This window comes from Erwinia sp. Leaf53 (genome assembly GCF_001422605.1).
Classification (GTDB): domain Bacteria; phylum Pseudomonadota; class Gammaproteobacteria; order Enterobacterales; family Enterobacteriaceae; genus Erwinia.
Genome location: NZ_LMLK01000006.1, coordinates 58,798 through 83,556 on the forward strand (window position 1 = coordinate 58,798; position 24,759 = coordinate 83,556).

General features: G+C 59.9%; 17 protein-coding genes, 2 tRNA genes and 1 pseudogene. 10 read left to right on the forward strand and 10 right to left on the reverse strand.

The window, feature by feature from the left end:
* Nucleotides 1-87: 87 nt before the first annotated feature.
* The 3 genes from ASF13_RS07200 to ASF13_RS07210 all read left to right on the forward strand — a co-directional run bounded on the left by ASF13_RS07200 (nt 88) and on the right by ASF13_RS07210 (nt 1,425).
* A tRNA-Ser gene (locus tag ASF13_RS07200) sits at nt 88-175 on the forward strand.
* 268 nt (nt 176-443) lie between these two features.
* Nucleotides 444-531: transfer RNA gene (locus ASF13_RS07205), tRNA-Ser, on the forward strand.
* Nucleotides 532-684: 153 nt separating this feature from the next.
* Nucleotides 685-1,425 carry a nitroreductase family protein gene (locus ASF13_RS07210; RefSeq protein ID WP_056234136.1) on the forward strand — a complete coding sequence of 247 codons (741 nt, stop codon included), beginning with the start codon at nt 685-687 and terminating at the stop codon, nt 1,423-1,425.
* 81 nt (nt 1,426-1,506) lie between these two features.
* Here the strand turns inward: ASF13_RS07210 and phoH are convergent, their stop codons facing one another.
* The 5 genes from phoH to putP form a co-directional block, all read right to left on the reverse strand.
* Nucleotides 1,507-2,295 carry a phosphate starvation-inducible protein PhoH gene (gene phoH, locus ASF13_RS07215; RefSeq protein ID WP_056234139.1) on the reverse strand — a complete coding sequence of 263 codons (789 nt, stop codon included), beginning with the start codon at nt 2,293-2,295 and terminating at the stop codon, nt 1,507-1,509.
* 527 nt (nt 2,296-2,822) lie between these two features.
* Nucleotides 2,823-4,106: an iron uptake transporter deferrochelatase/peroxidase subunit gene (efeB, locus tag ASF13_RS07220; protein WP_056234142.1), complete on the reverse strand. Its 1,284-nt coding sequence runs from the start codon at nt 4,104-4,106 to the stop codon at nt 2,823-2,825.
* Between the two features lie 6 nt (nt 4,107-4,112).
* Nucleotides 4,113-5,240, reverse strand: a complete 1,128-nt coding sequence (gene efeO / locus ASF13_RS07225; RefSeq protein ID WP_056234144.1) for an iron uptake system protein EfeO — start codon at nt 5,238-5,240, stop codon at nt 4,113-4,115.
* A 52-nt stretch (nt 5,241-5,292) separates the two neighbouring features.
* The gene (efeU, locus tag ASF13_RS07230; RefSeq protein ID WP_056234300.1) at nt 5,293-6,126 is read right to left on the reverse strand and encodes an iron uptake transporter permease EfeU; all 834 of its coding nucleotides are present in this window, start codon (nt 6,124-6,126) and stop codon (nt 5,293-5,295) included.
* A 391-nt stretch (nt 6,127-6,517) separates the two neighbouring features.
* Complete coding sequence (gene putP, locus ASF13_RS07235) at nt 6,518-7,999, reverse strand: sodium/proline symporter PutP (protein WP_056234147.1); 1,482 nt, start codon at nt 7,997-7,999, stop codon at nt 6,518-6,520.
* A gap of 422 nt (nt 8,000-8,421) precedes the next feature.
* Between putP and putA the strand changes: the two genes are divergently transcribed.
* The 4 genes and pseudogenes from putA (at nt 8,422) to pcaD (ending at nt 15,093) form a co-directional block, all read left to right on the forward strand.
* On the forward strand, nt 8,422-12,366 hold the full coding sequence (gene putA, locus ASF13_RS07240) for a trifunctional transcriptional regulator/proline dehydrogenase/L-glutamate gamma-semialdehyde dehydrogenase (protein ID WP_056234148.1): 3,945 nt from the start codon (nt 8,422-8,424) through the stop codon (nt 12,364-12,366).
* Nucleotides 12,367-12,896: 530 nt separating this feature from the next.
* A pseudogene (locus ASF13_RS24260) lies at nt 12,897-13,123 on the forward strand (3-oxoadipate CoA-transferase); the annotation flags it as partial.
* Nucleotides 13,124-13,133: 10 nt separating this feature from the next.
* Complete coding sequence (gene pcaF / locus ASF13_RS07250; RefSeq protein WP_056234155.1) at nt 13,134-14,336, forward strand: 3-oxoadipyl-CoA thiolase; 1,203 nt, start codon at nt 13,134-13,136, stop codon at nt 14,334-14,336.
* Between the two features lies 1 nt (nt 14,337).
* A complete protein-coding gene (pcaD, locus tag ASF13_RS07255) occupies nt 14,338-15,093 on the forward strand; it encodes a 3-oxoadipate enol-lactonase (RefSeq protein ID WP_056234157.1) in 756 nt (251 codons plus the stop codon).
* Here the strand turns inward: pcaD and ASF13_RS07260 are convergent.
* The 5 genes from ASF13_RS07260 to ASF13_RS07280 all read right to left on the reverse strand — a co-directional run bounded on the left by ASF13_RS07260 (nt 15,083) and on the right by ASF13_RS07280 (nt 22,038).
* Nucleotides 15,083-16,072 (reverse strand): D-cysteine desulfhydrase, encoded by a 990-nt coding sequence (locus tag ASF13_RS07260; RefSeq protein WP_056234160.1) that lies wholly within the window; start codon nt 16,070-16,072, stop codon nt 15,083-15,085. The genes pcaD and ASF13_RS07260 overlap by 11 nt on opposite strands.
* A gap of 136 nt (nt 16,073-16,208) precedes the next feature.
* On the reverse strand, nt 16,209-16,712 hold the full coding sequence (fliZ, locus tag ASF13_RS07265) for a flagella biosynthesis regulatory protein FliZ (RefSeq protein WP_056234163.1): 504 nt from the start codon (nt 16,710-16,712) through the stop codon (nt 16,209-16,211).
* 42 nt (nt 16,713-16,754) lie between these two features.
* The gene (locus tag ASF13_RS07270) at nt 16,755-17,477 is read right to left on the reverse strand and encodes an RNA polymerase sigma factor FliA (RefSeq protein WP_056234166.1); all 723 of its coding nucleotides are present in this window, start codon (nt 17,475-17,477) and stop codon (nt 16,755-16,757) included.
* 159 nt (nt 17,478-17,636) lie between these two features.
* The gene (locus ASF13_RS07275; RefSeq protein WP_056234168.1) at nt 17,637-20,912 is read right to left on the reverse strand and encodes a glycosyltransferase family 41 protein; all 3,276 of its coding nucleotides are present in this window, start codon (nt 20,910-20,912) and stop codon (nt 17,637-17,639) included.
* A 232-nt stretch (nt 20,913-21,144) separates the two neighbouring features.
* Complete coding sequence (locus ASF13_RS07280) at nt 21,145-22,038, reverse strand: flagellin (protein WP_056234171.1); 894 nt, start codon at nt 22,036-22,038, stop codon at nt 21,145-21,147.
* Between the two features lie 382 nt (nt 22,039-22,420).
* Here ASF13_RS07280 and fliD point away from each other — a divergent pair, with 382 nt between their 5' ends.
* From fliD to fliT, 3 genes are read left to right on the forward strand one after another with little or no spacing between them, the layout of a single operon-like run.
* Nucleotides 22,421-23,866 (forward strand): flagellar filament capping protein FliD, encoded by a 1,446-nt coding sequence (gene fliD, locus ASF13_RS07285; protein ID WP_056234174.1) that lies wholly within the window; start codon nt 22,421-22,423, stop codon nt 23,864-23,866.
* Between the two features lie 17 nt (nt 23,867-23,883).
* Entirely contained in the window at nt 23,884-24,297 is a 414-nt protein-coding gene (gene fliS, locus ASF13_RS07290) for a flagellar export chaperone FliS (RefSeq protein ID WP_056234177.1), read from the forward strand.
* On the forward strand, nt 24,294-24,659 hold the full coding sequence (gene fliT, locus ASF13_RS07295; RefSeq protein ID WP_056234179.1) for a flagellar protein FliT: 366 nt from the start codon (nt 24,294-24,296) through the stop codon (nt 24,657-24,659). The genes fliS and fliT overlap by 4 nt, the downstream gene beginning before the upstream one ends.
* Nucleotides 24,660-24,759: the final 100 nt, after the last annotated feature.

Genomic DNA, 24,759 nt, shown 5'->3' on the forward strand with positions numbered 1-24,759 from the left:
GATCGAAATAGCGTGGAAAATCAGTTGACCGGCGCAGTCGTTTTCCCTACATTAGCGCCCGTTGCCACCGCAAGGCGGCAACACTCTGGTGAGGTGTCCGAGAGGCTGAAGGAGCACGCCTGGAAAGTGTGTATACGGCAACGTATCGAGGGTTCGAACCCCTCTCTCACCACCATATTTAAAGAGAAAGTCTGAGCGAAAGCTCAGACTTTTTTTTTGCCTGTCGTTGGGTGATCGTGAACCAGAAACGCCTGTCAGCCGGGCACAGTGGTGACGGATAACCAACGAAAGTCGCCGCAACCGTCGGCGGGATCGAAGTGCCCCCAGGCCACCTGTACACAGCTTAAGCGAACGGAATCACGTGATTAAATAGTGCTTGACCCGTTACGGGCGTATCCCTATAGTAGCGCTCCGTTAGCCGGTGAGGCTGGCGGAAAAACTGTGGTGAGGTGTCCGAGTGGCTGAAGGAGCACGCCTGGAAAGTGTGTATACGGCAACGTATCGAGGGTTCGAACCCCTCTCTCACCACCATCATTCTGAAGAAAAGTCTGAACTGCGGTTCAGACTTTTTTTTTGCCCAAAAAATGTGATCTGCCGCACAAACTGACCAGCGCACCCCGCTCCGCTTCCCTTATCTTACCCGCCACTTCCTTTGACAATCGCCGCTGGCGACGCGAGAACACTATGAACGAAACCACCCAACTGCTTAAAAGCCACCGCAGCGATCGCAGCTACCTGTCTAAGCCGATCGATGACGCGGTGCTGGACGACATTGTCGAATCCGCCTGGCTGGCCCCGACCTCGGTGAACTCCCAGCAGGTCTCCCTGGTGGTGGTGCGCGACCCGGCGACCCGCGCGAAGATCGCTGAACTGGCCGGCGGCCAGGCGTGGATTGCCCAGGCACCGGTGTTTATCACCTTTGTACTGGATATGCATAAAAGCCAGCTGGCGATCGAAGCCGAAGGCAAACAGCAGATTGCCCACCAGAGCCTGGAGAGCCTGATTTCCGGTTCTACCGACGTCGGCATTGCGCTGGCGACGGTAATGGCGGCGGCGCGTTCGCACGGCCTCGGCGTGGTGCCGATCGGCGGCATCCGCCGCGATCCGCAGGCGCTGATTGAACTGCTGGAACTGCCGGAGCTGACCTTCCCGGTGGCGGGCGTGGTGCTCGGCTATATCAATACCCCGGCGCTGCAGAAGCCGCGCATGTCGCTGGCCGGTTTCCGCCATGAAGAGCGCTACGACGCGCAGCATCTGCCGGAGGTGATTAAGGCCTATAACCGGGTGCTGGTGCGTCACTGGCAGGAGAGCGGACGCGCAGATGGCGATAACTGGGGGGTCAATACCGCCAGCTACTATCAGCATATCTACTTCCCGCAGGTGCGCGGCGCGGTGCTGCAGCAGGGCTTTGGCATCGATAAGTAAGCGGCGCCTGGCGCTACGGCATAAAGCAGAAAATAAAAAGCCCGGTGCAGATGCACCGGGCCGGGTAGTTCACAATAGGGATTAACTGTAAGCCAGCAGCGTCCGCTGGCACAGTTCCGAACGCACGCAGTCCTGGGTACCGAAGCGGACGATGCCGATCATCTCGTCTTCTTCAAAGCGCGCCAGCGCATCGCTGAGGCCCGATTTGACGTGCGACGGCAGGTCACACTGGGTGATATCGCCGTTAACGATCACCGTGACGTTCTCGCCAAGGCGGGTCAGGAACATTTTCATCTGTGCGGCGGTGACGTTCTGCGCCTCATCAAGGATCACCACGGCATTTTCAAAAGTGCGCCCGCGCATATAGGCGAATGGCGCAATCTCCACCTTGCCGATTTCCGGCCGCAGGCAGTACTGCATAAAGGAAGAGCCAAGACGTTTAACCAGAACGTCGTAAACCGGACGGAAGTACGGGGCAAATTTCTCGGAGATATCGCCAGGCAGGAAACCGAGGTCTTCATCGGCCTGCAGAACGGGACGGGTGACGATAATCCGCTCAACGTCCTTGTGGATCAGGGCTTCGGCCGCTTTAGCGGCGCTGATCCAGGTCTTACCACAGCCGGCTTCACCGGTGGCGAAGATCAGCTGTTTGTGTTCTATGGCGTGGAGATAGTGCGCCTGAGCTTCATTTCTGGCTTCAATCGGCGAATGGTCGCGGGTGTCGCGTGCCATGCCAATCGAGTCCAGCCCGCCCATCTGCACCAGCGAGGTGACCGACTCTTCTTCGCGCTGACGGTGACTGCGTGAATCACTACGAAGCACACGTTTGGCTTCACGACGCGCTTTGATCACTGCTTTCTGTCTTCCCATAGTGGCACCTTACAGTTGGTTTCATTTCCCGCATCAGCAACGGCGATGCGATTACGTGAACGCTTTAGAGGTCTTGGCTTCCTGTTAAGCCGGTTACTGCCATTAATTGACGAGGACGAGGGGCGATTGCCCGTTGCCTGGTGGAAAGCATTGCATCAGATAAAAATCGGAGTGTAAGTAAGTAAAAGAGCGAAGTGAGAGGGAGGCCAGCACAACTACCGGCGTTGTGTTTCAGAGTGTAACCATTATGTCCGTAGAAGGACGTTACCATTCGCGACTCCTGTGTGGGACTTAAACACATTCAGACTACCGCTGTGAATAAAGTGCAACAAAACTGAGTGCGAATGCAACAATAAATTTACCCGGAGAGAATAAAAAACCGCCTGGCAAATAAGCCACGGCGGTTAGTTTTAACACAACACATATAAATCAAAAGGTTAGTTATTTTAACGGCAATATGAACCTTTTAAGACAACGCCGGAAATAGCGCCTGAACCTGCCGGAGTGGCGCAATAATCGCCTATTCATCACGCTTCAAGCAGCGACTGCCCGAGGTAATGCCGGGCGTCCGCCACCCCCGGTAGCACAAAGAAATAGCCGCCGCCAATCGGCCTGATATATTCTTCCAGCGCCTCACCGTTTAATCTCTTTTGCACCGCGAGGAAGCCTTTCTCCAGGTCGTGCTGATAACAGACAAACAGTAATCCCATATCCAGCTGCCCGCTGTTCGACACCCCCAGCGAATAGCTGTAGCCGCGCCGCAGCATCAGGCTGCTTTGCGTTTCCGCCGTGCGCGGGTTGGCCAGCCGGATATGTGCGTCCAGCGGGATCACGTCGCCGTCCGGGTCAGCAACGTAGTCCGGCACGTCGTGTTCTTTTGTCATCCCTAACGGTGCACCGCTGAGCTTTTCGCGGCCAAAGATGGTCTGCTGCTCGCGCAGCGGCGTGCGGTCCCAGAACTCGACGTGGAACTGAATGATGCGCGCCGCCTGATAGCTGCCGCCCACCGCCCAGGCCGGCTCCCCCTGCCCTGCGGTGACCCACAGGATGTTGTTCATCAGCGCGGCGTCCGCCGAATCCGGGTTAGCCGTGCCGTCTTTAAAGCCCAGCAGGTTGATCGGCGTCTCTTTACCCTGGCTGCGCGCGGCGTGATCGGAGATAAACCCCTCGCGCCGCCAGCGCACGCTGAGCAGGTCCGGCGTGTGCTTGATAATATCGCGCAGCGCGTGGATCACCGTGTCATTGGTATTGGCGCAGATCTGCAACAGCAGGTCGCCGTGGCACAGCGCCGCGTCCAGCGCGTCGTTCGGGAAACGGGTCATGCGCTGCAGTTTCAGCGGCCGCAGCCCCTGCAGGCCAAAGCGTTCATCAAACAGCGACGAGCCGACCGACAGGGTAATGGTCAGGTTATCCGGGAAGATATCCTCGCCCAGAATGCCGGAGTCCAGCGGCGGCAGCTGCGGATTGGTCACCGCCGGTGCTTTACCGCCGGTGGTCAGAAAGGCAATGCGCCGGGTCAGCAGCGCCAGCAGGCGCTGCAGGTCGGCTTTGTCGCTGGCCAGCACGTCAAACGCCACCAGCATCATCGCCGCCTGCTGCGGCGTGACGATGCCGGCCTGGTGCGGGCCGTAAAACGGCTGCCGCTGCTGACGCGCCGCCGGCGATAACGCGCCCGGTGAAAACGAATTTTCAGCCGGTGCGGCATGGACCGGGCAGCCGCCGGCCGCGGCGAGGGCACCGCCAAGGATGCCCATGCCCTTCAGTAAACGACGACGCGTGGCCGAAGCCGGCGCGTCCAGTGGTTTTGCCATAATCGGTTAGTCCAGGCCCAGGGTGCCACGCAGCAGCGCCAGATCCTCAGCCAGGCTGGTAACAGGACCTTTTAAGGCGGTGCGGTCGGCATCGGTCAGTTTTTCGTAAGATTCAAAGCCGTCTTTGGTGCGGTACTTAGCCAGAATGGTATCCACCTTCTTAAAGTTACCGTCCACTTTTGCCAGCAGTTCCGGGTTGGCTTTCAGCAGCAGCGGGCGCAGCAGATCGACGATCTTCTTCGCACCGTCAACGTTGGCCTGGAAGTCCCACAGGTCGGTACGGCTGTAGCGATCTTCTTCACCGGAGATCTTGCTTGAAGCGACCTCCTCAATCAGACCGGCTGCGCCACCCACCACTTTGCCCGGCGCGAAGGCCAGCTCGCTGATGCGGGTCTGCAGTTCGAGGGTATCTTTGTACAGCTGGTCGGCGAACGTATCCGCACCTTTTGTGGTGTTATCACCAAACAGGATTTTTTCCAGACGGTGGAAGCCGGTGAACTTCGGATCTTCTGCTTTCTTCTCGAAGTCATCCTCACGGGCGTCGATGCTGCCATCGAGGTCAGAGAACAGCTCGGCAATCGGCTCAATGCGCTCGTAGTGCTGGCGGGCTGGCGCGTACAGCGACTTCGCCTTCTCCAGATCGCCGGCTTTTACCGCGTCGGTAAAGGCTTTGGTGCCGGCTACCAGCTGAACCACTTCCCCGGTAACGTAGGCTTTGTATTCCGCGATCGGGCCGGCCAGCTGCAGCACGTCCTGCTTGCCGTTGCTGACTTTGGCTCCGGTGTCTTTGACGATCAGCCTGCCTTTCGGGTTGCTTAACAGGCCGCAGGTCATCTCATATTCGCCGGGCTGCAGGTTGGCGGTCAGCTTCTGGGTAAAGCCGGGCGCGATGTTCTCGCGCTCTTCCACCACCAGCACCCCTTTCAGGATCTCCCACTCCAGCCCTTTCGAACTGTTGTTTTTGATGATGAACTGCGTTTTACCGGCGTTAACGGTCAGCGACATCGGCTCACACTGCTTGTCGGTCACGCTGACGTTAACCTGCGGAACCGTCGCGGCCAGCGCAGCACCGGAAGAGGTCAGCGCGGCCAGCAGTGCGGCATTCAGAGCCTGACGGCGGAAAGTTTGAGTCATGAGTAAATCCCTGTCTGTTATGTGAGCCCGGCGCGGCGAGCGCCGGAAGAACTTAGCGCGACGTACGCGCCGGGTTAACCGCAGAGCGCGCTGGCAGCATAAACAGCAGCAGCGCCGGAATCAGATAGGCAAGCCACACCGCCACTTCGCTGACGCTCGGCGCTTCCTGATAGCCGAGCATGCCCTCCAGCAACGTGCCGAACACCGAGTGGGTGGAGAGATGGTTGCTGAAATCAAAGGCCACGTCCTGGAAGTGGTTCCACAGGCCCGCCTCGTGGAAGGCGCGAATAGCACCGGCCGCCAGACCGGCGGCCACGAAGATAATAAACAGGCTGGTCCACTTAAAGAACGCGGCCAGGTTAAGGCGCACGCCGCCCCAGTAGATCAGCATGCCCAGCACGATCGCGGTGGCAAGGCCGAGCATTGCCCCCAGCGGCGGCGCGTAGCCGACATCCTGCTGGAAGGCGGCCAGCAGGAAAAACACCGACTCCAGCCCTTCACGCGCTACGGCCAGGAACACCATCATCACCAGCGCCCAGCCGCTGCTGTTGCCCTTATTAAGAGCGCTGTCTACCGCGTCTTCCAGCTGGGCCTTGACGTTGCGGGAGACTTTACGCATCCAGAACACCATCCAGGTGAGGATCACCACCGCCACCACCGCCACACCGCCCTCAAACAGCTCCTGCTCTTTCTGCGGGAACTCACCGGTGGTTTCATTAATAAACCAGCCCAGCGCCAGGCACAGTACGGCCGCCACCACCACGCCGACCCACATTGCGCCGAACCAGCGGCTGCGCTGGGTGCGCTTCAGGTAGCTGGCAATCAGGCTGACGATCAGCGCGGCTTCCAGCCCTTCACGCAGCATAATCAGAAACGGGACAAACATGCGGGTACCCTCAAACTGTGAAATTAAGTCAGGTGCGGTAAAGAAAAGTAAAATCAGAACGATATCGATTATCATTATCGGCCTGCACAATTACAAGATGGCGGTGGGATATTTCGCAGGTCCGTGACGGCAGAATGATTAAGCAATTGTAACGCGGGGCAACTATGCGCTCAGAAACCAGGCGGGATGCCCAGCGCTATCGCTGAAATTTGAGGGCGACCTCTAAAGATATCAGGGAAGAGTTGAGGGGAATGCGTTACTGAGCGTTGAGCGTTGAGCGTTGAGCGTTGAGTGCTGAGTGCTGAGTGCTGAGTGCTGAGTGCTGAGTGCTGAGTGCTGAGTGCTGAGTGCTGAGTGCTGAGTGCTGAGTGCTGAGTGCTGAGTGCAGGTATTACGAGCGGTATTCGGCTTCGGCAGCGTCAAAGCGCTGCTGCGCGGCAGCTGAAGGGGCTTTGCCCAGCAGACTGAACAGCACAATTGCGATGCTGGCGAACAGGAAGCCCGGAATGATTTCATACAGATCCAGCCAACCGTACTGCTTCCAGATCAGCACGGTGGCCGCGCCGATCACCATGCCGGCCAGCGCGCCGTTGCGGGTCATGCGTTTCCACAGCAGCGAGATCAGCACCACCGGTCCGAAGGCGGCACCGAAGCCGGCCCAGGCGTAGCTGACCAGGCCGAGCACGCGGCTGTCCGGGTTAGCGGCCAGTGCGATAGCGATCACCGCCACCAGCAGCACCATCAGCCGTCCGACCCACACCAGCTCTTTCTGGCTGGCGTTTTTACGCAGGAAGTTCTTGTACAGATCTTCGGTCAGCGCGCTGGAGCAGACCAGCAGCTGGCAGCTCAGCGTCGACATTACCGCCGCCAGAATCGCCGACAGCAGGATACCGGCAATCCACGGGTTGAACAGGATATGCGTCAGCTCGATAAAGATCCGCTCGGCGTTGTCGGTCACGCCCGCCGCCTGTGACGGGTTATTCTGGAAGTAGGCGATACCAAAGAAGCCCACCGCCACCGCGCCACCCAGGCACAGGATCATCCACGCCATGCCGATGCGGCGCGCGGTGCGGATGGAACGGTGGGAATCGGCGGCCATAAAGCGCGCCAGGATGTGCGGCTGACCAAAGTAGCCCAGCCCCCAGCCCAGCAGCGAGATAATCGCCACAAAGTTGAGGTTCTTCAGCATATCGATATTTTCGATGCTCTTCGCCTCAATCACCTGCAGCGAGTCGCTGATGCCGCCGACGGCAAAAATTACCATCACCGGGGTCAGAATCAGCGCGAAGATCATCAGGCTGGCCTGCACGGTATCGGTCCAGCTGACCGCGAGGAAGCCGCCGATAAAGGTGTAGGCGATGGTCGCTGCGGCGCCGGCCCACAGGGCGGTTTCGTAGCTCATGCCGAAGGTGCTTTCAAACAGGCGCGCGCCCGCCACCACGCCGGAGGCGCAGTAGATGGTGAAGAACACCAGAATAATCAGCGCTGAAATGACCCGCAGCAGTTTGCTGCTGTCCTCAAAGCGGCTGGAGAAGTAGTCAGGCAGGGTCAGCGCATTGTCATGGTGCTCGGTCTGCACGCGCAGGCGCCCGGCGACGATTTTCCAGTTCAGGTACGCGCCCAGGGTCAGGCCGATGGCGATCCAGCTCTCCGAAATACCGGAGATAAAGATCGCCCCCGGCAGGCCCATCAGCAGCCAGCCGCTCATATCAGAAGCACCGGCGGAGAGCGCGGTGACCACGCTGCCGAGGCTGCGGCCGCCGAGGATGTAGTCGTCAAAGTTTTTCGTTGAGCGGTAGGCGATAAAGCCGATCAACACCATCCCAAGAATATAAACGCAAAATGTCACCATCATTGGCGTACTTACAGTCATTCAGGTTCTCCACTTATTATCAGTATCCCCAGCCTCTGCGCTGCGCGGGCCGGAACGTAGCGGACGCAGCGGGCCGGTGCTGAGGGGGCGGTATCCTGCCGTAAACGGTTACGACGTACAAACGATTTAACACATCGCCGTCGGGCATTCACCAGGAAGTTGTTACTTTATTGTTACAGGTTGCACCCGATCACACTTCTGCTGGTTGCACCTCACCACAACCCTGCTAAACCCCCGTTTAATGCGGCTTAGCAACTGGCAAGGATTTTGCAGCAATAACCGTGCCGTATTGCTAAAACGGCCTGAAATTCGGTTTTTACACGTTGAGATCCGGGTCACACTTAACGAGGTTGCACAAAGTTGCAACATCAGTGATATTGCTGTCAACGAACGGTTATCTCTTTAATGCAGGAGCAGCAGGCATGGGAACGACAACGATGGGCGTCAAGCTGGATGACGCCACGCGCGAACGGATTAAGCAGGCGGCGGCACAGATCGACCGCACCCCGCACTGGCTGATTAAACAGGCTATTTTCAACTACCTGCAGCAGCTGGAGCAGGGAAACAGCCAGCCGGAGCTGGCGGCGCCGGACGCCCCGGCGGAGGGTGACGAACCGCTGCAGGAGCAGCCGCACCAGCCGTTCCTCGACTTTGCGGAGCATATTCTGCCGCAGTCGGTGGCCCGCGCGGCAATTACCTCAGCCTGGCGCCGCCCGGAGCAGGAAGCGGTACCGATGCTGCTTGAGCAGGCGCGCCTCCCTGCCCCACAGGCCGAAGCCACCCACAAGCTGGCTTATCAGCTGGCCGACCGCCTGCGGCACCAGAAAGGTGCAGGCGGACGCGCCGGCGTGGTGCAAAACCTGCTGCAGGAGTTCTCCCTCTCCTCACAGGAGGGCGTGGCGCTGATGTGTCTGGCCGAAGCGCTGCTGCGTATTCCTGATAAACCAACCCGCGATGCGCTGATCCGCGACAAAATCAGCAACGGCAACTGGCAGTCGCATCTTGGCCGCAGCCCGTCGCTGTTTGTTAACGCCGCCACCTGGGGTCTGCTGTTCACCGGCAGGCTGGTTTCGACCCACAATGAGGCCAGCCTATCCACCTCGCTGAACCGCATTATCGGCAAGAGCGGCGAGCCGCTGATCCGCAAAGGCGTCGATATGGCGATGCGGCTGATGGGTGAACAGTTCGTTACCGGCGAAACCATCGCCGAAGCGCTGGCCAACGCCCGCAAGCTGGAGGAGAAAGGCTTCCGCTACTCCTACGATATGCTCGGGGAAGCGGCGCTGACGGAAAAAGACGCTAAAGCCTACCTGCTCTCTTACCAGCAGGCGATTCACGCCATCGGTAAGGCCTCCAACGGCCGCGGCATCTATGAAGGGCCGGGCATTTCGATCAAGCTGTCGGCGCTGCACCCGCGCTACAGCCGCGCGCAGTACGATCGGGTGATGGACGAGCTCTACCCGGTGCTGAAGTCGCTGACCCTGCTGGCGCGCTCGTACGACATCGGCATCAATATCGATGCCGAAGAGGCCGACCGCCTCGAGCTGTCGCTCGATCTGCTGGAAAAACTGTGCTTTGAACCGGAGCTGGAGGGCTGGAACGGCATCGGCTTCGTGATTCAGGCCTATATGAAACGCTGCCCGATGGTGATCGACTACCTGACCGACCTGGCACAGCGCAGCCGCCGCCGCCTGATGATCCGCCTGGTGAAAGGGGCCTACTGGGACAGCGAAATCAAGCGCGCCCAGGTCGACGGGCTGGAGGGTTACCCGGTCTACACCCGCAAGGTGTACACCGATATCTCCTACCTCGCCTGCGCCCGCAAGCTGCTGGCGGTGCCGAACCTGATCTACCCGCAGTTTGCCACCCACAATGCCCATACGCTGGCGGCCATTTATCAGCTGGCGGGCAACAACTACTACCCCGGTCAGTATGAGTTCCAGTGCCTGCACGGCATGGGCGAACCGCTGTACGAGCAGGTGGTGGGCAAAATCGCCGACGGCAAGCTTAACCGCCCGTGCCGCATCTATGCGCCGGTGGGCACCCATGAAACGCTGCTGGCGTACCTGGTGCGCCGCCTGCTGGAGAACGGTGCCAACACCTCCTTTGTTAACCGCATTGCCGACGCCACCCTGCCGCTGGACGAGCTGGTAGCCGACCCGGTTGTCGCCGTAGAAAAACTGGCGGCGACCGAAGGCGCGCTGGGCCTGCCGCATCCGAAGATCCCGCTGCCGCGTGAGCTGTACGGTGAACAGCGGCAGAACTCCGCCGGGCTGGATCTGGCCAACGAGCACCGCCTGGCGTCGCTGTCCAGTGCGCTGCTGAGCAGCGCCAGCCAGCGCTGGCAGGCCGCGCCGCTGATTGACGCGCCGCTGGCAGAGGGAGAAAGTCAGCCGGTGCTCAACCCGGCGGAACCGGCTGATATTGTGGGCTACGTGCGCCATGCCAGCGAAGAGGAGGTTTCCGCCGCGCTGGATGCCGCCGTCAGCGCCGGCCCGATCTGGTTTGCCACCCCGCCGCAGGAGCGCGCCGCCATTCTGCAGCGCGCGGCGGTGATGATGGAGGGCCAGCTGCAGCAGCTGATCGGGCTGCTGGTGCGTGAAGCCGGTAAAACCTTCAGCAACGCCATTGCCGAAGTGCGCGAGGCGGTGGATTTCCTGCACTACTACGCAGGCCAGGTCCGCGATGACTTCGATAATGAGACCCACCGCCCGCTGGGTCCGGTGGTGTGCATCAGCCCGTGGAACTTCCCGCTCGCCATCTTCAGCGGGCAGATTGCCGCCGCGCTGGCCGCCGGCAACAGCGTGCTGGCGAAACCGGCGGAACAGACCCCGCTGATCGCCGCCCAGGCGGTGGCGATCCTGCACGAGGCCGGCGTGCCGAAAGGCGTGCTGCAGCTGCTGCCGGGCAACGGTGAAACCGTCGGCGCGCAGCTGACCGGCGATGCGCGGGTGCGCGGCGTGATGTTTACCGGCTCGACCGCCGTCGCCACCCTGCTGCAGCGCAGCATTGCCGGCCGCCTCGATCCGCAGGGCCGTCCGACGCCGCTGGTCGCCGAAACCGGCGGGATGAATGCGATGATCGTTGACTCCTCGGCGCTGACCGAACAGGTGGTCACCGACATCGTCGCCTCGGCCTTCGACAGCGCCGGGCAGCGCTGTTCCGCCCTGCGTCTGCTCTGTATTCAGGAAGACGTGGCGGAGCATACCCTGCAGATGCTGCGCGGCGCGATGGCCGAATGCCGCATGGGCAACCCGGAACGCCTGTCGACCGATATCGGCCCGGTGATCGACGCCGAGGCCAAAGCCAGTATCGACCAGCATATCCAGGCGATGCGCAGCAAAGGCTTTACCGTGTTCCAGAGCGCGCAGCAGCGGGCAGAAGACAGCCGCGAGTGGCGCAACGGCACCTTTGTGCTGCCAACGCTGATTGAGCTGGACAACGTGGCCGACCTGACCCGCGAAGTGTTCGGCCCGGTGCTGCACGTGGTGCGCTTCAGCCGCGCGACGCTGCCGCAGGTGGTTGAGCAGATCAACGCCGCCGGCTACGGCCTGACGCTGGGCATCCATACCCGCATCGATGAAACCATTCATCAGGTGACGCAGAAAGCTCAGGTAGGCAACCTCTACGTAAACCGTAATATGGTCGGTGCGGTGGTTGGCGTGCAGCCGTTCGGCGGCGAAGGCCTGTCCGGCACCGGTCCGAAGGCCGGTGGTCCGCTGTACCTCTACCGCCTGCTGGCCTCCAGGCCGGACGGCGCGCTGGCGGTCACGCTGGATCGTCAGGATCGCCAGCAGCCGCTGGATGCGCGGCTGCGGCCGGTGCTGCAGGCAGCGCACCAGGCGCTGAGCGAGTGGGCGGCAGGCCGCCCTGAGCTGGCCGCCTGCTGCAGCCGCTTTGCCGAACTGGCGCAGGGCGGCACCGTGCGGCTGCTGCCGGGCCCGACCGGCGAACGCAACACCTTTACGCTGCTGCCGCGCGAGCGGGTGCTGTGCCTGGCGGACAGCGAGCAGGATGCGCTGGTGCAGCTGGCGGCGGTCACCGCCGTCGGCAGCCGTGCGCTGTGGCCGGACGACGAGCTGCACCGTGGCCTGTGGCAGCAGCTGCCTGCCGCCGTGCAGCAGCGGGTGGACGTTTCTGCTCAGCCTGTCAGCGCGGAGTATGACGCGGTGATCTATCACGGCGATGCCGACCAGCTGCGCACCCTGTGTGAAGCGGTGGCGGCGCGCGAAGGCGCGATTGTTTCGGTGCAGGGCTTTGCCCGCGGCGAGACCAATCTGCTGCTGGAGCGCCTGCTGCTGGAGCGTTCGCTGAGCGTCAACACCGCCGCCGCAGGCGGCAACGCCAGCCTGATGACCATCGGCTAACGTCACGCTGTCGGCCGCATTGCAGGTGCCTGCTCCGGTCGGGCCTGCGTTAGCGTGCTCATGAGTGGTGTGCCTGCTGAGTTGAGAGTGACTGAAACTGCCCCCGAGACGGGGGCAGGTGAGCGACCATCAGGCACGGGCACGCTGATGATATGCGCCGGCCGGCGACCGTGGCGCCCCAGCGGATCTCACCGCTCGTCATGAGTACCCGCCTGCTGGATGAGTCAGCCGATATCCGCCTGCTGGAGAGCATGATTTATCAACTCTGTGCCGAACGGGGGATCTCACGACCGGAAAACACCCCCGCTGAAACAGGTAACAAACTGATAAATCATCAATAAAATCACACCCCACTTCAATTATTCACATTTAATGCGGGATATTCCGCTTATTCAGTTGCCTGCATCACACTTTTCGCGGCATTAACACGATACGCCCCAGAATCCCCGGAAATCGGCCAGGCAGCCCCTTGTTGCGGTATTCATCCTCTCCTAATTTAGGCCCGACGATACCAGCACTCAGGAGGAGCAATGATCAATATCTATCTGCCGTCAGCCGAGGATACCGTGGCTGATATTGTGGAAGGTGCCACGGAGATGATCGGTGGCTTCGGCCCGGCCGGCCGTTTACCCTGGCCGCGCGGCTCAAGGCCGGCTGCGTGCGCAAAATGATCTGTCCGTTCCCACGCCAGAGCGATTCATGGGTGTTTGGTGACCCGTACCGGCGCGGCGCGGTGGCGCTGACCTTTGCCCTGCAGGAGCACGCTTATGAATAACGTCTTCGTCTGTGACGCCGTGCGCACGCCGTTCGGCAGAATTAACGGCAGCCTTGCCGGGGTACGCGCCGATGACCTGGCCGCCGCCCCGCTGAAAGCCCTGCTGCAGCGTTATCCCCGCATTGACTGGGCGCGGCTGGATGATGTGATCTACGGCTGCGCCAATCAGGCCGGAGAGGATAACCGCAACGTGGGGAGGATGGCGCTGCTGCTGGCCGGGCTGCCGACCTCCGTCCCCGGCAGCACGATTAACCGGCTGTGCGGCTCCAGCCTCGACGCGGTGGCGATCGCCGCACGCACCATTAAAAGTGGTGAGAGCGGGCTGATGATCGCCGGCGGCGTCGAGCAGATGACCCGCGCGCCCTACGTCGTCGGCAAGGCCGATAAAGCCTTTAGCCGGCAGATGAAGCTGGAAGATACCACCATGGGCTGGCGGCTGATCAACCCGCTGATGAAAAGCCTGTATGGCGTCGAGTCGATGCCGCAAACCGCCGAGAACCTGGCGCAGCGGCTGACCATCAGCCGCGAGGATCAGGACGCCTATGCCCTGCGCAGCCAGCAGCGAACCGCGCGCGCGCAGCAGAGCGGTTTTTATGGCTCTCAGCTGGTGCCGGTATCGCTGCCGCAAAAGAGCGGCGAGCCGCTGCTGTTTGCAACCGACGAACACCCGCGCGCCACCTCGCCGGAGGCGCTGGCTAAGCTGAAACCGGTGGTCACTCCGCAGGGCACGGTGACGGCGGGCAACGCCTCCGGGCTTAACGACGGTGCCTGCGCCCTGCTGCTGGCCGGCGAGCGCGCGATGGCCGATAACGGCCTGCAGCCCGTGGTGCGAATCGTGGCCAGCGCGGTCGCCGGCGTTGAGCCGACCGTTATGGGGCTGGGCCCGGTGCCGGCGGTGCACAAAGTACTGGCGCTGAGCGGGCTGACGCTGGCACAGATGGACGTCTTCGAGCTCAATGAGGCGTTTGCCGCGCAGGTGCTGGCGGTGACCCGCACCCTCGGGCTGGCGGACGATGCCGCTGAGGTTAACCCCAACGGCGGCGCGATTGCGCTCGGCCACCCGCTGGGTGCCTCCGGCGGCAGGCTGGTGATGAACGCCGCCTGGCAGTTGCAGAATACCGGCGGTCGCTACGGGCTGTGCGCCATGTGCATCGGCGTCGGCCAGGGGATCGCGATGATTATAGAGAGGGTATGAGATGACGATTGACTACCGGCTGGAAGGGGCGCACGACGCCCCGCTGCTGGTGTTGTCCAACTCGCTGGGCACCACCTGGGATCTGTGGCAGCCGCAGATCGCCACCCTGATCACCCATTTCCGCGTGCTGCGTTACAACCCGCGCGGCCACGGCCACAGCCCGCTGCCGGGCCAGGTACTGACCCTGGCGCGGCTGGGCCAGGACGTGGTCGACCTGCTGGACGAGCTGGGGGTGGAACAGGCCAGTTTTTGCGGCATTTCAATGGGCGGCCTGACCGGGCTGTGGCTGGCCCGTTACCATCCGCAGCGCTTCCGGCGCATGGTGGTAGCGAATACCGCCGCGCGCATCGGCAGCGCCGAAGGCTGGCAGCAGCGAGCGCACCAGGTGCTCGACGAGGGGCTGGGTCAGGTGGCGGCCGGTGCCGCCGCCCGCTGGTTCACGCCGGACTTCCTCGCCGCCGCCCCGCCGCAGGCCGGCCGGCTGATCAGACAGCTGGCCAACAGTAATGTGGCCGGCTATGCCGCCTGCTGCGGGGCGCTGGCCACCGCCGATCTGCGCAAAGAGGTCAGGCGGATCCTGCTGCCGCTGCTGGTGATCGCCGGCGAACAGGATCCGGTGACCACCGTTGAAGATGCGCGCTGGCTGCAGAGCCAGATCGCCGGTGCCGAGCTGGCCGTGCTGCCGGCCTCGCACCTCTCCAACGTGGCCTGCCCGCAGACCTTCAGCAACGCGGTCTGCCAGTTTCTTACCCGCTGAACGGGTGGTAGGCAAACAGCGCCGGCGCGCCGCCGGTGTGGACAAACGCCAGCGGCCCCTGACGGCGGAAGCGGTTCTGCGCCACGCCGTCAATCAGCCCGGCCATCGCCTTGCCGGTGTAAACCGGGTCCAGGAAAATCCCTTCCAGCCGCGCCAGCAGCTTAATGGCTTCGATTCCCTCTTCGTTCGGTTCGCCGTAACGCGGGCCATAGTACTCATCCCACAGGGTAATCGGCGCGGTGCTGTTCAGCTCAAGCGACTGTGCCAACTGCTGGCGAATGCTCTCGACCTTCGGCAACTGTTCGGCTACCCGGCGTGAGACGGTCACCCCCACCAGCTCGGTCTGCGGCAACAGCTGCTCCAGACCCACCGCCAGCCCGGCGTGGGTACCGGCGCTGCCGGAGGCGACCACCACCGCGGCAAAGTCCACCACGCCTTCGCTCTGGTGAGCGATCTCCTGCGCGCACTCCACGTAACCCAGCGCGCCCAGCGCGTTAGAGCCGCCGACCGGCACGCAGTAGGGGCGAAAGCCCTGCGCTTCCAGCAGGGTGGCCTGCTCTTCCAGCTGGGCGGTGGGATTGTGCAGCGCGTCGACCAGCACGATTTCGCAGTCCATCAGCTCCAGCAGCAGGCGGTTGCCGTTGCCGAGGTAGTTTTCTGCGGTAGTGGCGATCGGATTTTCCAGCAGCGCCACGCACTTCAGCCCCAGTTTCGCCGCCACCGCCGCCGTCTGGCGCACGTGATTCGACTGGATGGCGCCGGCGGTCAGCAGCACGTCGGCCCCGTTGCGTAACGCATCCGCCGCCAGGAACTCCAGCTTGCGCAGCTTATTGCCGCCCAGCGCCACCGGCGTCAGGTCATCACGCTTGATAAAGATATCGCGGCCAAGGTAGTCGGAAAAACGCGGCAGATGCTCAAGCGGCGTGGGCGCGCCCAGCAGTTCAACGCGGGGGAAATTAACCAGATTATGTAAGGACAACGCGGCCTCCGTGAGAGGGGATCAGATGATAGCGTACAGTGTTGCAGAAGATGCGGCGGCGGTCATTATCGAATTGGCATAACTTAGTGCGGCGTTGTGCCGGGGCAGGCTCCCCGGTCACAACGGTCATCGGCTATCAGGCGCGCTGCCAGCCGAGGAACTGGTCATATTTGCGCAGGGCGATGCGGTAGTTGTTATTCCCGGCATCCGGCAGACTGTTTTCCAGGCATTCGTGGCAGCTGCGGCCGCGCAGTCGTTCGGCAGGGAAACCCTGGGCCGACAGCATATCGTCGAGACGACGCAGGCGAACAACATATTCGCGAATGGTGCTGTGGCTCATTTCGGTCTGCTCAAACAGGTACTGTTTAAACGCCATAATATCGAAGTAGGTCGGATGGGTATTACAGTAAATATCGCTGCAGAAGCGGCACAGCGCCGTCAGCTCACTCTGCAGTTTGCACCAGACCTGATCGTCGATCGGCTGGTCCATGCGGGCAATCGCCTCTTTATTAATTATCTGACCACGAAACACCAGTGCCATGCGATCCAGTACCTTATCGCAGTGCGAGCAGTTGCTCTGGCTGTGCTTATAGTCCTTCAGATAGCGACTTAACGGCCTTGTTCTTAATTTCGTTGCCATTACGTATTCCCGGTTAATATTGAAAGTGCAAAACTGACTCCGTCAGCGCGCTCCCGTTAACCGGGCGCGCAGGCGTTTAATCGCCTGACTGTGCAGCTGGCTGACGCGGGACTCGCCCACTTCCAGCACGGCGCCAATCTCTTTCAGGTTCAGCTCTTCCTGGTAATAGAGCGTCAGCACCATCTTCTCGCGTTCGGGCAGGGCCTCGATCGCTTCGATGACGCGTTCACGCAGGTTCCCTTCCAGCAGCTGGTGCAGCGGGTTAGCCTGTTCATGGCCGTCGGTGACCAGTTCCGCGCTGTCGCCGTGCTCCTCACGATATTCGTCATAGGAGAACAGCTGGCTGTTGTTGGTATCCAGCAGGATCTGCCGGTACTCCCCCAGCGGCACGTCCAACTGGGCAGCGACTTCCTGCTCGCTGGCCGGGCGGCCAAGGACCTGTTCAACCTGATGCATCGCCGCCGCCACTTCGCGGGCGTTGCGTCGCACGCTGCGCGGTGCCCAGTCGCGGCTGCGCAGCTCGTCAAGCATCGCCCCGCGAATGCGCTGTACGGCGTAGGTGGTAAAGGCCGTACCCTGCAGCGCGTCGTAGCGCTCAACCGCATTCAGCAGGCCAATGCCGCCGGCCTGCAGCAGGTCATCCAGCTCCACGCTGGCCGGCAACCGCACCTGCAGGCGCAGCGCTTCATGGCGCACCAGCGGAACGTATCGCTGCCACAGCGAATGCTTGTCCATCACCCCATCGGCGGTATAGAGATCGTTCACTCTGACTACCTTGCGTTATGTAAGTTATCGGCAAGATTATCGGTTTCTGTAGGGGAAATTGATTGGTGGAATAGCGGTGCAAAAGAGGGGTTATTCTGTTAGCTGACGAGGACATGTGGTGAGGGAGCCCGCTGTGGGCTCCCGGTGAGGGCTAACGGCTTATGCCGGGATAAATTTAAATTTCTCCAACAGCTTTTCGAGCTTAACGACATCAATCTGTGGCTTCAGGGTAAATACGCCTGCCGTTTCCGCTTTATCCACCACGTTGAGGAACTCCAGCACCACGTGGTAGTCAGGGCGGTCCCAGAAGTCATGAATAAAGATCTGCGTCACGGCATTATTCCTGCGGGTCGCCAGCGTGTGTTTAATCGCATTCAGGGTACAGGCGACGCGGAAACGCCCGTCAACCAGAATCAGATCAAACCACCGCTGATGTTGCAGAATCGCCTCGCTGTAGAGCGGGAATTGCTGCTGATGGCTGGCATCCACCGGATAGCCCCACTCTTTGGTCGGCCCGATATCGACGTAATCGACCTTACACAGCGGACCGGCCTCTTTTGCCAGCGTGTCGACCCAGAATTTGTCACTCTCCACGCCGTAAACGGTGACGTTATTGCGCGTCGCCAGCTTGGTCGAACCGCCGCTGCCAAACTCATAATAGGCGCTGCTCTGAGTAATGCAGCGCTCAAACAGCGCGGTTTCCGCCGCTGACATGCGTGGCATCTCCGGGATGATGTTTACCGGGGCTGGCACAGCGGCAGGCGACGAGGCCGGCGGCGCGCTATCGTGGAAGTCACCCAGATAGGCCTCGGCACGTGCAGTCGAACTGGCCTGCAGCACCTGATACGCCACGTCACGCAGCTGATAGCCGGCGTGCAGGATAAACGCCAGCTTCTCGCGCTGCTCCACGCTCATGGCCGCAATCCGCTCTGCGGTAGGAACAAACAGCAGGCGCGTCGCCACCATCTGCGAAGAGGCCAGCGTACTGCCGTCGGCCAGCGTCAGCGCAGCGCCCTGCTCTGTCGCGGCAACGCTGTGGAAGCGGAAGCCAAAACCGGCCAACGCCGCCTCCAGCTGGCTGAAGGACATCTGGCCGGCGTGGGTTCGGGTAAACGCGTAATGCACGCTGACAAACAGGCATTGGGTTAACAGCCGCGTGCCGTGCTCGAAGACGGGTTGCAGATTCAACGTATTGCTGATTTCAAACCACTCCAGGCGATCGAGTCCGTTAATCTCGTCCAGCTTGCTCGACGGCACCTTCAGCTCGGTAATCACCTTCTGGCCCGCCCAGGCTTCAGCGCCCTGTTCGCCGCCAATGGCGGGCAGATCGCTGCTGTAACGCGAATCAAGGCACAGGTAGAGCGGAGCCTCCTGGCCGTCACCCAGCAGGTGCAGTTTGACATGCTGCAGGGATTTTTTATTCAGCGGCAGGTGCTGCGGTTCGACCACGCCGGCCGGATCCATAATCACCGCGTGCAGGGCATCGGTCGCCACCAGATCGATAAAAGCGTCGGCGCGGCTGAAGTCGCCGCCGTAGTCCATCATCAACACCTTACCGGAGAGCTGGAACTCAAAGGTTTCCGCCTGGCCCGGCTGAGTCAGCTGCTGTGATGCCGTCACCGGCGGATACTGCAGCGTTACCGGCTGCCCGTCGTCGAGGAAGTAAGGCGCGCCCTCTTCCTGCAGCGTCAGCGCGGCCGGCGCCTTGCCCTCACAGTAGCGCTGCCAGATCGCCCGCATGGCGTCTGAGAAGTGTCGGGCAAAGCGCTGCCCGTCGCACACCGGCGAGGAGAGCAGAATATCGCGCAGATGCTGGCGAATCACCGCCAGGCTGGTGAGATCGCGGGTGATGCCGACGGTAATATCGATGTACTGCTGCCAGCTGTCAGCCACCAGCTCCGGCATGCCGGCATTCACCAGGTGAGAAGCGGAGTGACGCCCGGCGAAGGTCGGCCCCGGCAAGGTCACCACCGGCACGCCCATCGCCATCGCCTCACAGGTGGTCAGGCCGCCGGAGTAAGGCCAGGGATCGAGGGCAATATCCACCCGATTGTAGCTGGCCAGCAGCTCACGGTGCGGCGAGGAGCCTTCCAGCAGCACCCGCTCACGCGCCACCCCGTGGCGTTCCAGCGTGCTCAGCACCCGCTCGCACAGCGTTGGGTTTTTAAAGTTGAAGCTTTTCAGGAACAGACGGGAGTCCGGCACGCTGTTGAGTATGAGCGCCCACTGCGCCAGCAGGGTATCGTTAATCTTGGCGGCGTTATTAAAACAGCCAAAGGTGATATAGCCGTTTTCCGTTACCGGGCCGGTGCTCAGCGGCGGCAGGTAGTGCGGCGGATCGTAGCAGATATAGTCACCGGGCAGTCGAATCAGTTTCTCGCTGTAGAGAGCATCGCTACCCTCAGGCGTTTCAATGCCGTCGCTGAGCAGATAGTCCATTCCGTCCAGTCCGGTACTGCTGATCAGCCCACCGACCCACTTAATCTGCAGCGGAGCCGGCTGCTGCTGAAGGGTCAGCATCCGGCTATTCGAGTTATAGCCACAGAGGTCGAAAAGAATATCGATCTCATCGTCACGGATTAATCCGTCCACCGCATTATCCGACAGCCCATCAATCACCTGCCATTTTTTAGCAATGCGCTGAATACGGTAGGTAATATGGTCTTCGATATGGTTGGTGCTGTAAGCATAAAACTCGATCTGCGAATCCGGAATATGTGATAACCCCAGGGTGATCATATTTCCAACCGGGTGCGAGCGAAAGCCTTCAGAAATCATACCAATACGTAACGGTTTATCGGCCACTCGATTCTTCGCTACCGCGCGTTTAATGGCACGTGACGGACGGAACACCTGCTGCCATTGCCGGCACAGGTCAAGAATAGACTCGGGCGTGGCGGCCGGATTATAGTGTGCGCCGACGATGCGGTTAAACCAGGATGAGGGGTTATCAGAAGAGAGCTGGCAGCTTTGCTGATAGGCGGCATCCATTTTTTCAAACTCGGCCAGATCCTGGTAGATCATGCCCAGATTGCTCCAGTTACGCCAGTTGCTCGGGTCCTCCCGGGTCAGCTGGGTATACTCCTCTATCGACTGTTCATACTTTTTCAGCTTCTGCAGGATCGTCGCCCGCAGCGTACGTAACGGCCGTGCTTCTTCACCGTCAACCCACCCGATCGCCTCTGCAAGGAACTGTTCAGCCTCGTCGAAACGTTCACGTTTATACAACAGGTTAGCCTTGGCATACAGCGCTTCATTGTAATGAGGGGTCAGCGTCAGCGCTTTTTCAACCGCCTCTTCAGCATCAAAATATTTGCCCAGTTTTTCCCAGGTGCGTGAGGCAACCACCCAGACCAGACTGTTATGTGCGTTTTTTTTCAGCAGCGGAGTAACAATGGCTAACGACTCCAGTGGTTTCTCACTAAGTAATTCCATTGCACGCCGAAGTTGCGCAGCGACGGCGGGGTCGGTTGCAGGGGGAGTAGAGAGAGCAGAACCAGAGGTGGACTTCTTCATAGGGCCATTTACCTTGATAAGTTTCGCTGTACGTCAGAGGCCGTGCCCCGCCATACCGCCACGATATTACCAGTGTAAATAACGCAAAAAAAAATAACGGGTATAATACCCGCTATTTTTTATGCTAATTAAAGGGATTGCTAAGCGGCAATTACTGCAGCAGAGACAGCACGCCCTGTGGAACCTGGTTAGCCTTGGTCAGTACTGAGGTACCGGCCTGCTGCAGGATCTGCGCGCGGCTCATGTTAGACACTTCAGTCGCGTAATCCGCGTCTTCGATACGGCTCTTAGCAGCAGTGATGTTGGTGATGGTGCTGCTCAGGTTGTTAACGGTAGATTCGAAACGGTTCTGGCTGGCACCCAGGCTGCTACGCAGTGAGTCAACGTCAGAAATCGCTTTATCGATAGCTCCCAGCAGGCTGGTATCTACGGTTGCGATAGTCGCGGTAGTACCGGTCGCAGCAGTGTAAGTTGCCAGGATGCCCACGCCAGATGCAGCACCGGTAGAACCTTCGGTGATGCCGGTGAAGCCCGCTTTGGTGAACAGGGTAGAAGAATCAATTTTCTTCAGGGAGATGCCGATAGTTTCGCTATCCTGCGCGCCAACCTGGATGTTCAGAGTCTGAGCAGTTGCCAGAACTTTGATACCGTTGAAGCTGGTCTGAGCAGAAACACGGTTGATCTCTTTAACGCGGTCAACGATTTCGTTGTTGATTGACACCAGGTCATCACCAGAGTTAGTACCGTTGTTGGCCTGTACGGTCAGTTCACGGATACGCTGTAAGTTGGTGTTGATCTCGTTCAGTGCGCCTTCAGTAGTCTGTGCGATGGAGATACCGTCGTTGGCGTTACGAGAAGCCTGAGTCAGACCTTTAACCTGAGAAGACATACGGTTAGCAATCGCCTGGCCCGCTGCATCGTCTTTTGCGCTGTTGATACGCAGACCAGATGACAGACGCTCAATCGCTGAGCCCAGGGAAGACTGTGACTTGTTCAGGTTGTTCTGAGTAGTCAGTGACAGAATGTTGGTATTGATAACGGCCATAGTGTTTTCCTTAAATCAGTTAGGTTTTGGGCTGAGCCTTACACGCTCACGGCGTCTCTCACCGTCATGAATGTTATCGGTTGAGTTCGTCCTAACTTTAGAAAAAAAGGAAAAATCACCAAAAGCCACTGATAAATAACATTTTTATACTCAGGAGCTTAACAAAGAGCCGCCACAACTTGCAAAATACCCATCGTTTACGCTTATTGATGTTGCGGATGAGCGACCAATTAAGAGTATTCTTATCATACGATTGGCTATCAGGCTAATTACCCCTATATCCCTGCTTTATTCTTCTCATCAGTTTTTCTCCACATTGATTAAACTTCTGCCCACGATGGCCGATATATCTCTGGTACATCTTATAAACTGAGGATTAACGATGGCGAGTATCAGTAGCCTTGGGGTAGGCACCACCCTTCAGTTGGATACCCTCTATACCAACCTGGAAACTGCCGAAAACAGCAAGCTGACAACGATCACCAAGCAGCAGACCAGCTACAATTCGCAGCTTACCGCTTACAGCAAACTGCAGAGTTCACTGACTTCACTGCAGACCGCGACCGCAGCGCTGGCGAAAACCAGCACCTTTAGCGCCTCCAGCGTCACCAGCACCAATACCGCCTTCGCCGCGACCACCGATGCGAATGCTACCGTCGGTGATTACAGCGTTTACGTTGAGCAGGTGGCCAAGGCGCAGTCGCTGATCTCCGGTACCATCGCCAGTAAAACCAGCCAGCTGGGCGACAGCGCCAGCGGCACGCGTACGCTGACCATCACCCAGCCCGGCACCACCAAGCCGCTGGAAATCACGCTGACCAACAGCCAGACCACGCTGACCGGCATTGCCGATGCGATTAACAAAAGCGCCGGTAACGTCAGTGCCACCATTATTACCGCCAGCAACGGCGACCACCGCCTGATGCTGAGCTCCAAGACCACCGGCACCGACGGCGATATCACCCTGAGCGTTACCGGCGACAGTACCCTGCAGGGGGTGATTGGCTATGACGCCACCGCCACCGGCACGCAGAACATGTCGGTACAGACCGCGTCGCAGAACGCCAAACTCAGCGTTAACGGCGTCGCGATGGAGCGCAGCAGCAACACCATCAGCGATGCGCTGACCGGCATCACCTTCAACCTGAAGGCCGCCAGCAGCAGCACCAACGGTGAAACCCTCAGCGTAACGCGTTCGGTAGACAGCACCACCACCGCGGTCAAAGCCTGGGTTACAGCCTATAACAGCCTGCAGTCCACCATCGCCTCGGTCACCAAGTACACGTCGGTCGACGCCGGGGAAGATCAGTCAAGCAGCAACGGCGTACTGCTCGGTGACAGCACGGTGCGCACCATTCAAACCCGCCTGGCCGGGATGCTGAGCAACCTGCAGAGCGGTTCTTACGCGGTACTCTCGCAGTTGGGGATCACCACCAACCCGGCCAAGCAGGCGGACGGTTCCGTCGGTGCGCTGACCGTTGATGACACCAAGTTAACCGCCGCGCTGACTAACAACCCGCAGGCGGTCAGCGAGTTCTTCGTCGGCGACGGCGAGAAGACCGGCTTTGCCACCCAGATGGGCAGCACGCTGACCGATATGCTCAGCACCAGTTCGGGAAAAGAGGGCATTATTAAAAATGCTCAGAACGGCATCAACGCCACGCTGAAAGATCTCGACAAGCGTTACACCGCGATGGAGGCCAGCATTGAAGTGACCATGGCGCGCTATAAATCCCAGTTTACTAACCTCAGTAAAATAGTGAACTCGCTGACCAACACGTCTAACTATCTGACGCAGCAGTTTGAATCTTCCTCCTCTTCAAGCTAAGGCGAAAAGGCATTGATATGTATAAAAATTCGGGCGCGCAGTTATATCAGAAAGTGGAGCTGGAGAGCAGCGTGATGAGCGCCAGCCAGGCCCAGCTGATCAACCTGCTGTTTGACGGGGCGCTCAGTGCGCTGGTGCGCGCCCGTCTGTTTATGCAGGATGGCAATATTGAGGGCAAAGGTAACGCCCTCTCTAAGGCGATCAATATTATCGAAAACGGCCTGAAGCAGGGCCTGGCCGATAATAGCGGTGATGGCCTGGCGGACAACCTGCTGGCGCTGTACGACTACTGCGTGCGGCGTCTGCTGCACGCCAACATTCGTAATGACGTGGCTGCGGTGGAAGAAGTCGAAGGGCTGGTGCGTAATATTGCCGATGCCTGGAAAGAAGTGGGTCATCTTCCGGCCCCGGTTCAGGATGCCGTATCATGAAATTAGCCCCCTCTTTACAGCAGAACTATCAGCATCTGCTGCAGCTGAGTCAGACCATGCTGCGGCTGGCGAATCAGGGCGACTGGGATACGCTGGTGACCGAAGAGGCCGAATATGCCGCCACGGTCAAACGCATTGAAGCGGTCACTGTTGTGACGCCGCTGACCCCGGTCGCGCTGCAACAGCTGCGCCCGCTGCTGCGCCATCTGCTGGATAACGAGATTGAAATTCGTCGTCTGGTGAAACGCCGTCAGGATGAGCTGGGTCAGTTGATGAACAACAACACGCAGCAGAAAAACGTGCTGAAAGCCTATGGCAATATGGCCGGTAACGTACTGATGCACCCCACCGCCAGCCGCTAACTTTCCCGTTATTCCGGGGTGCACAGACAAAATAATTATCTTTGCGCCCCGCTATCTTTTCCTCCCCCCTCTTCCATACTCAATTTTCCCGTCTGATGAA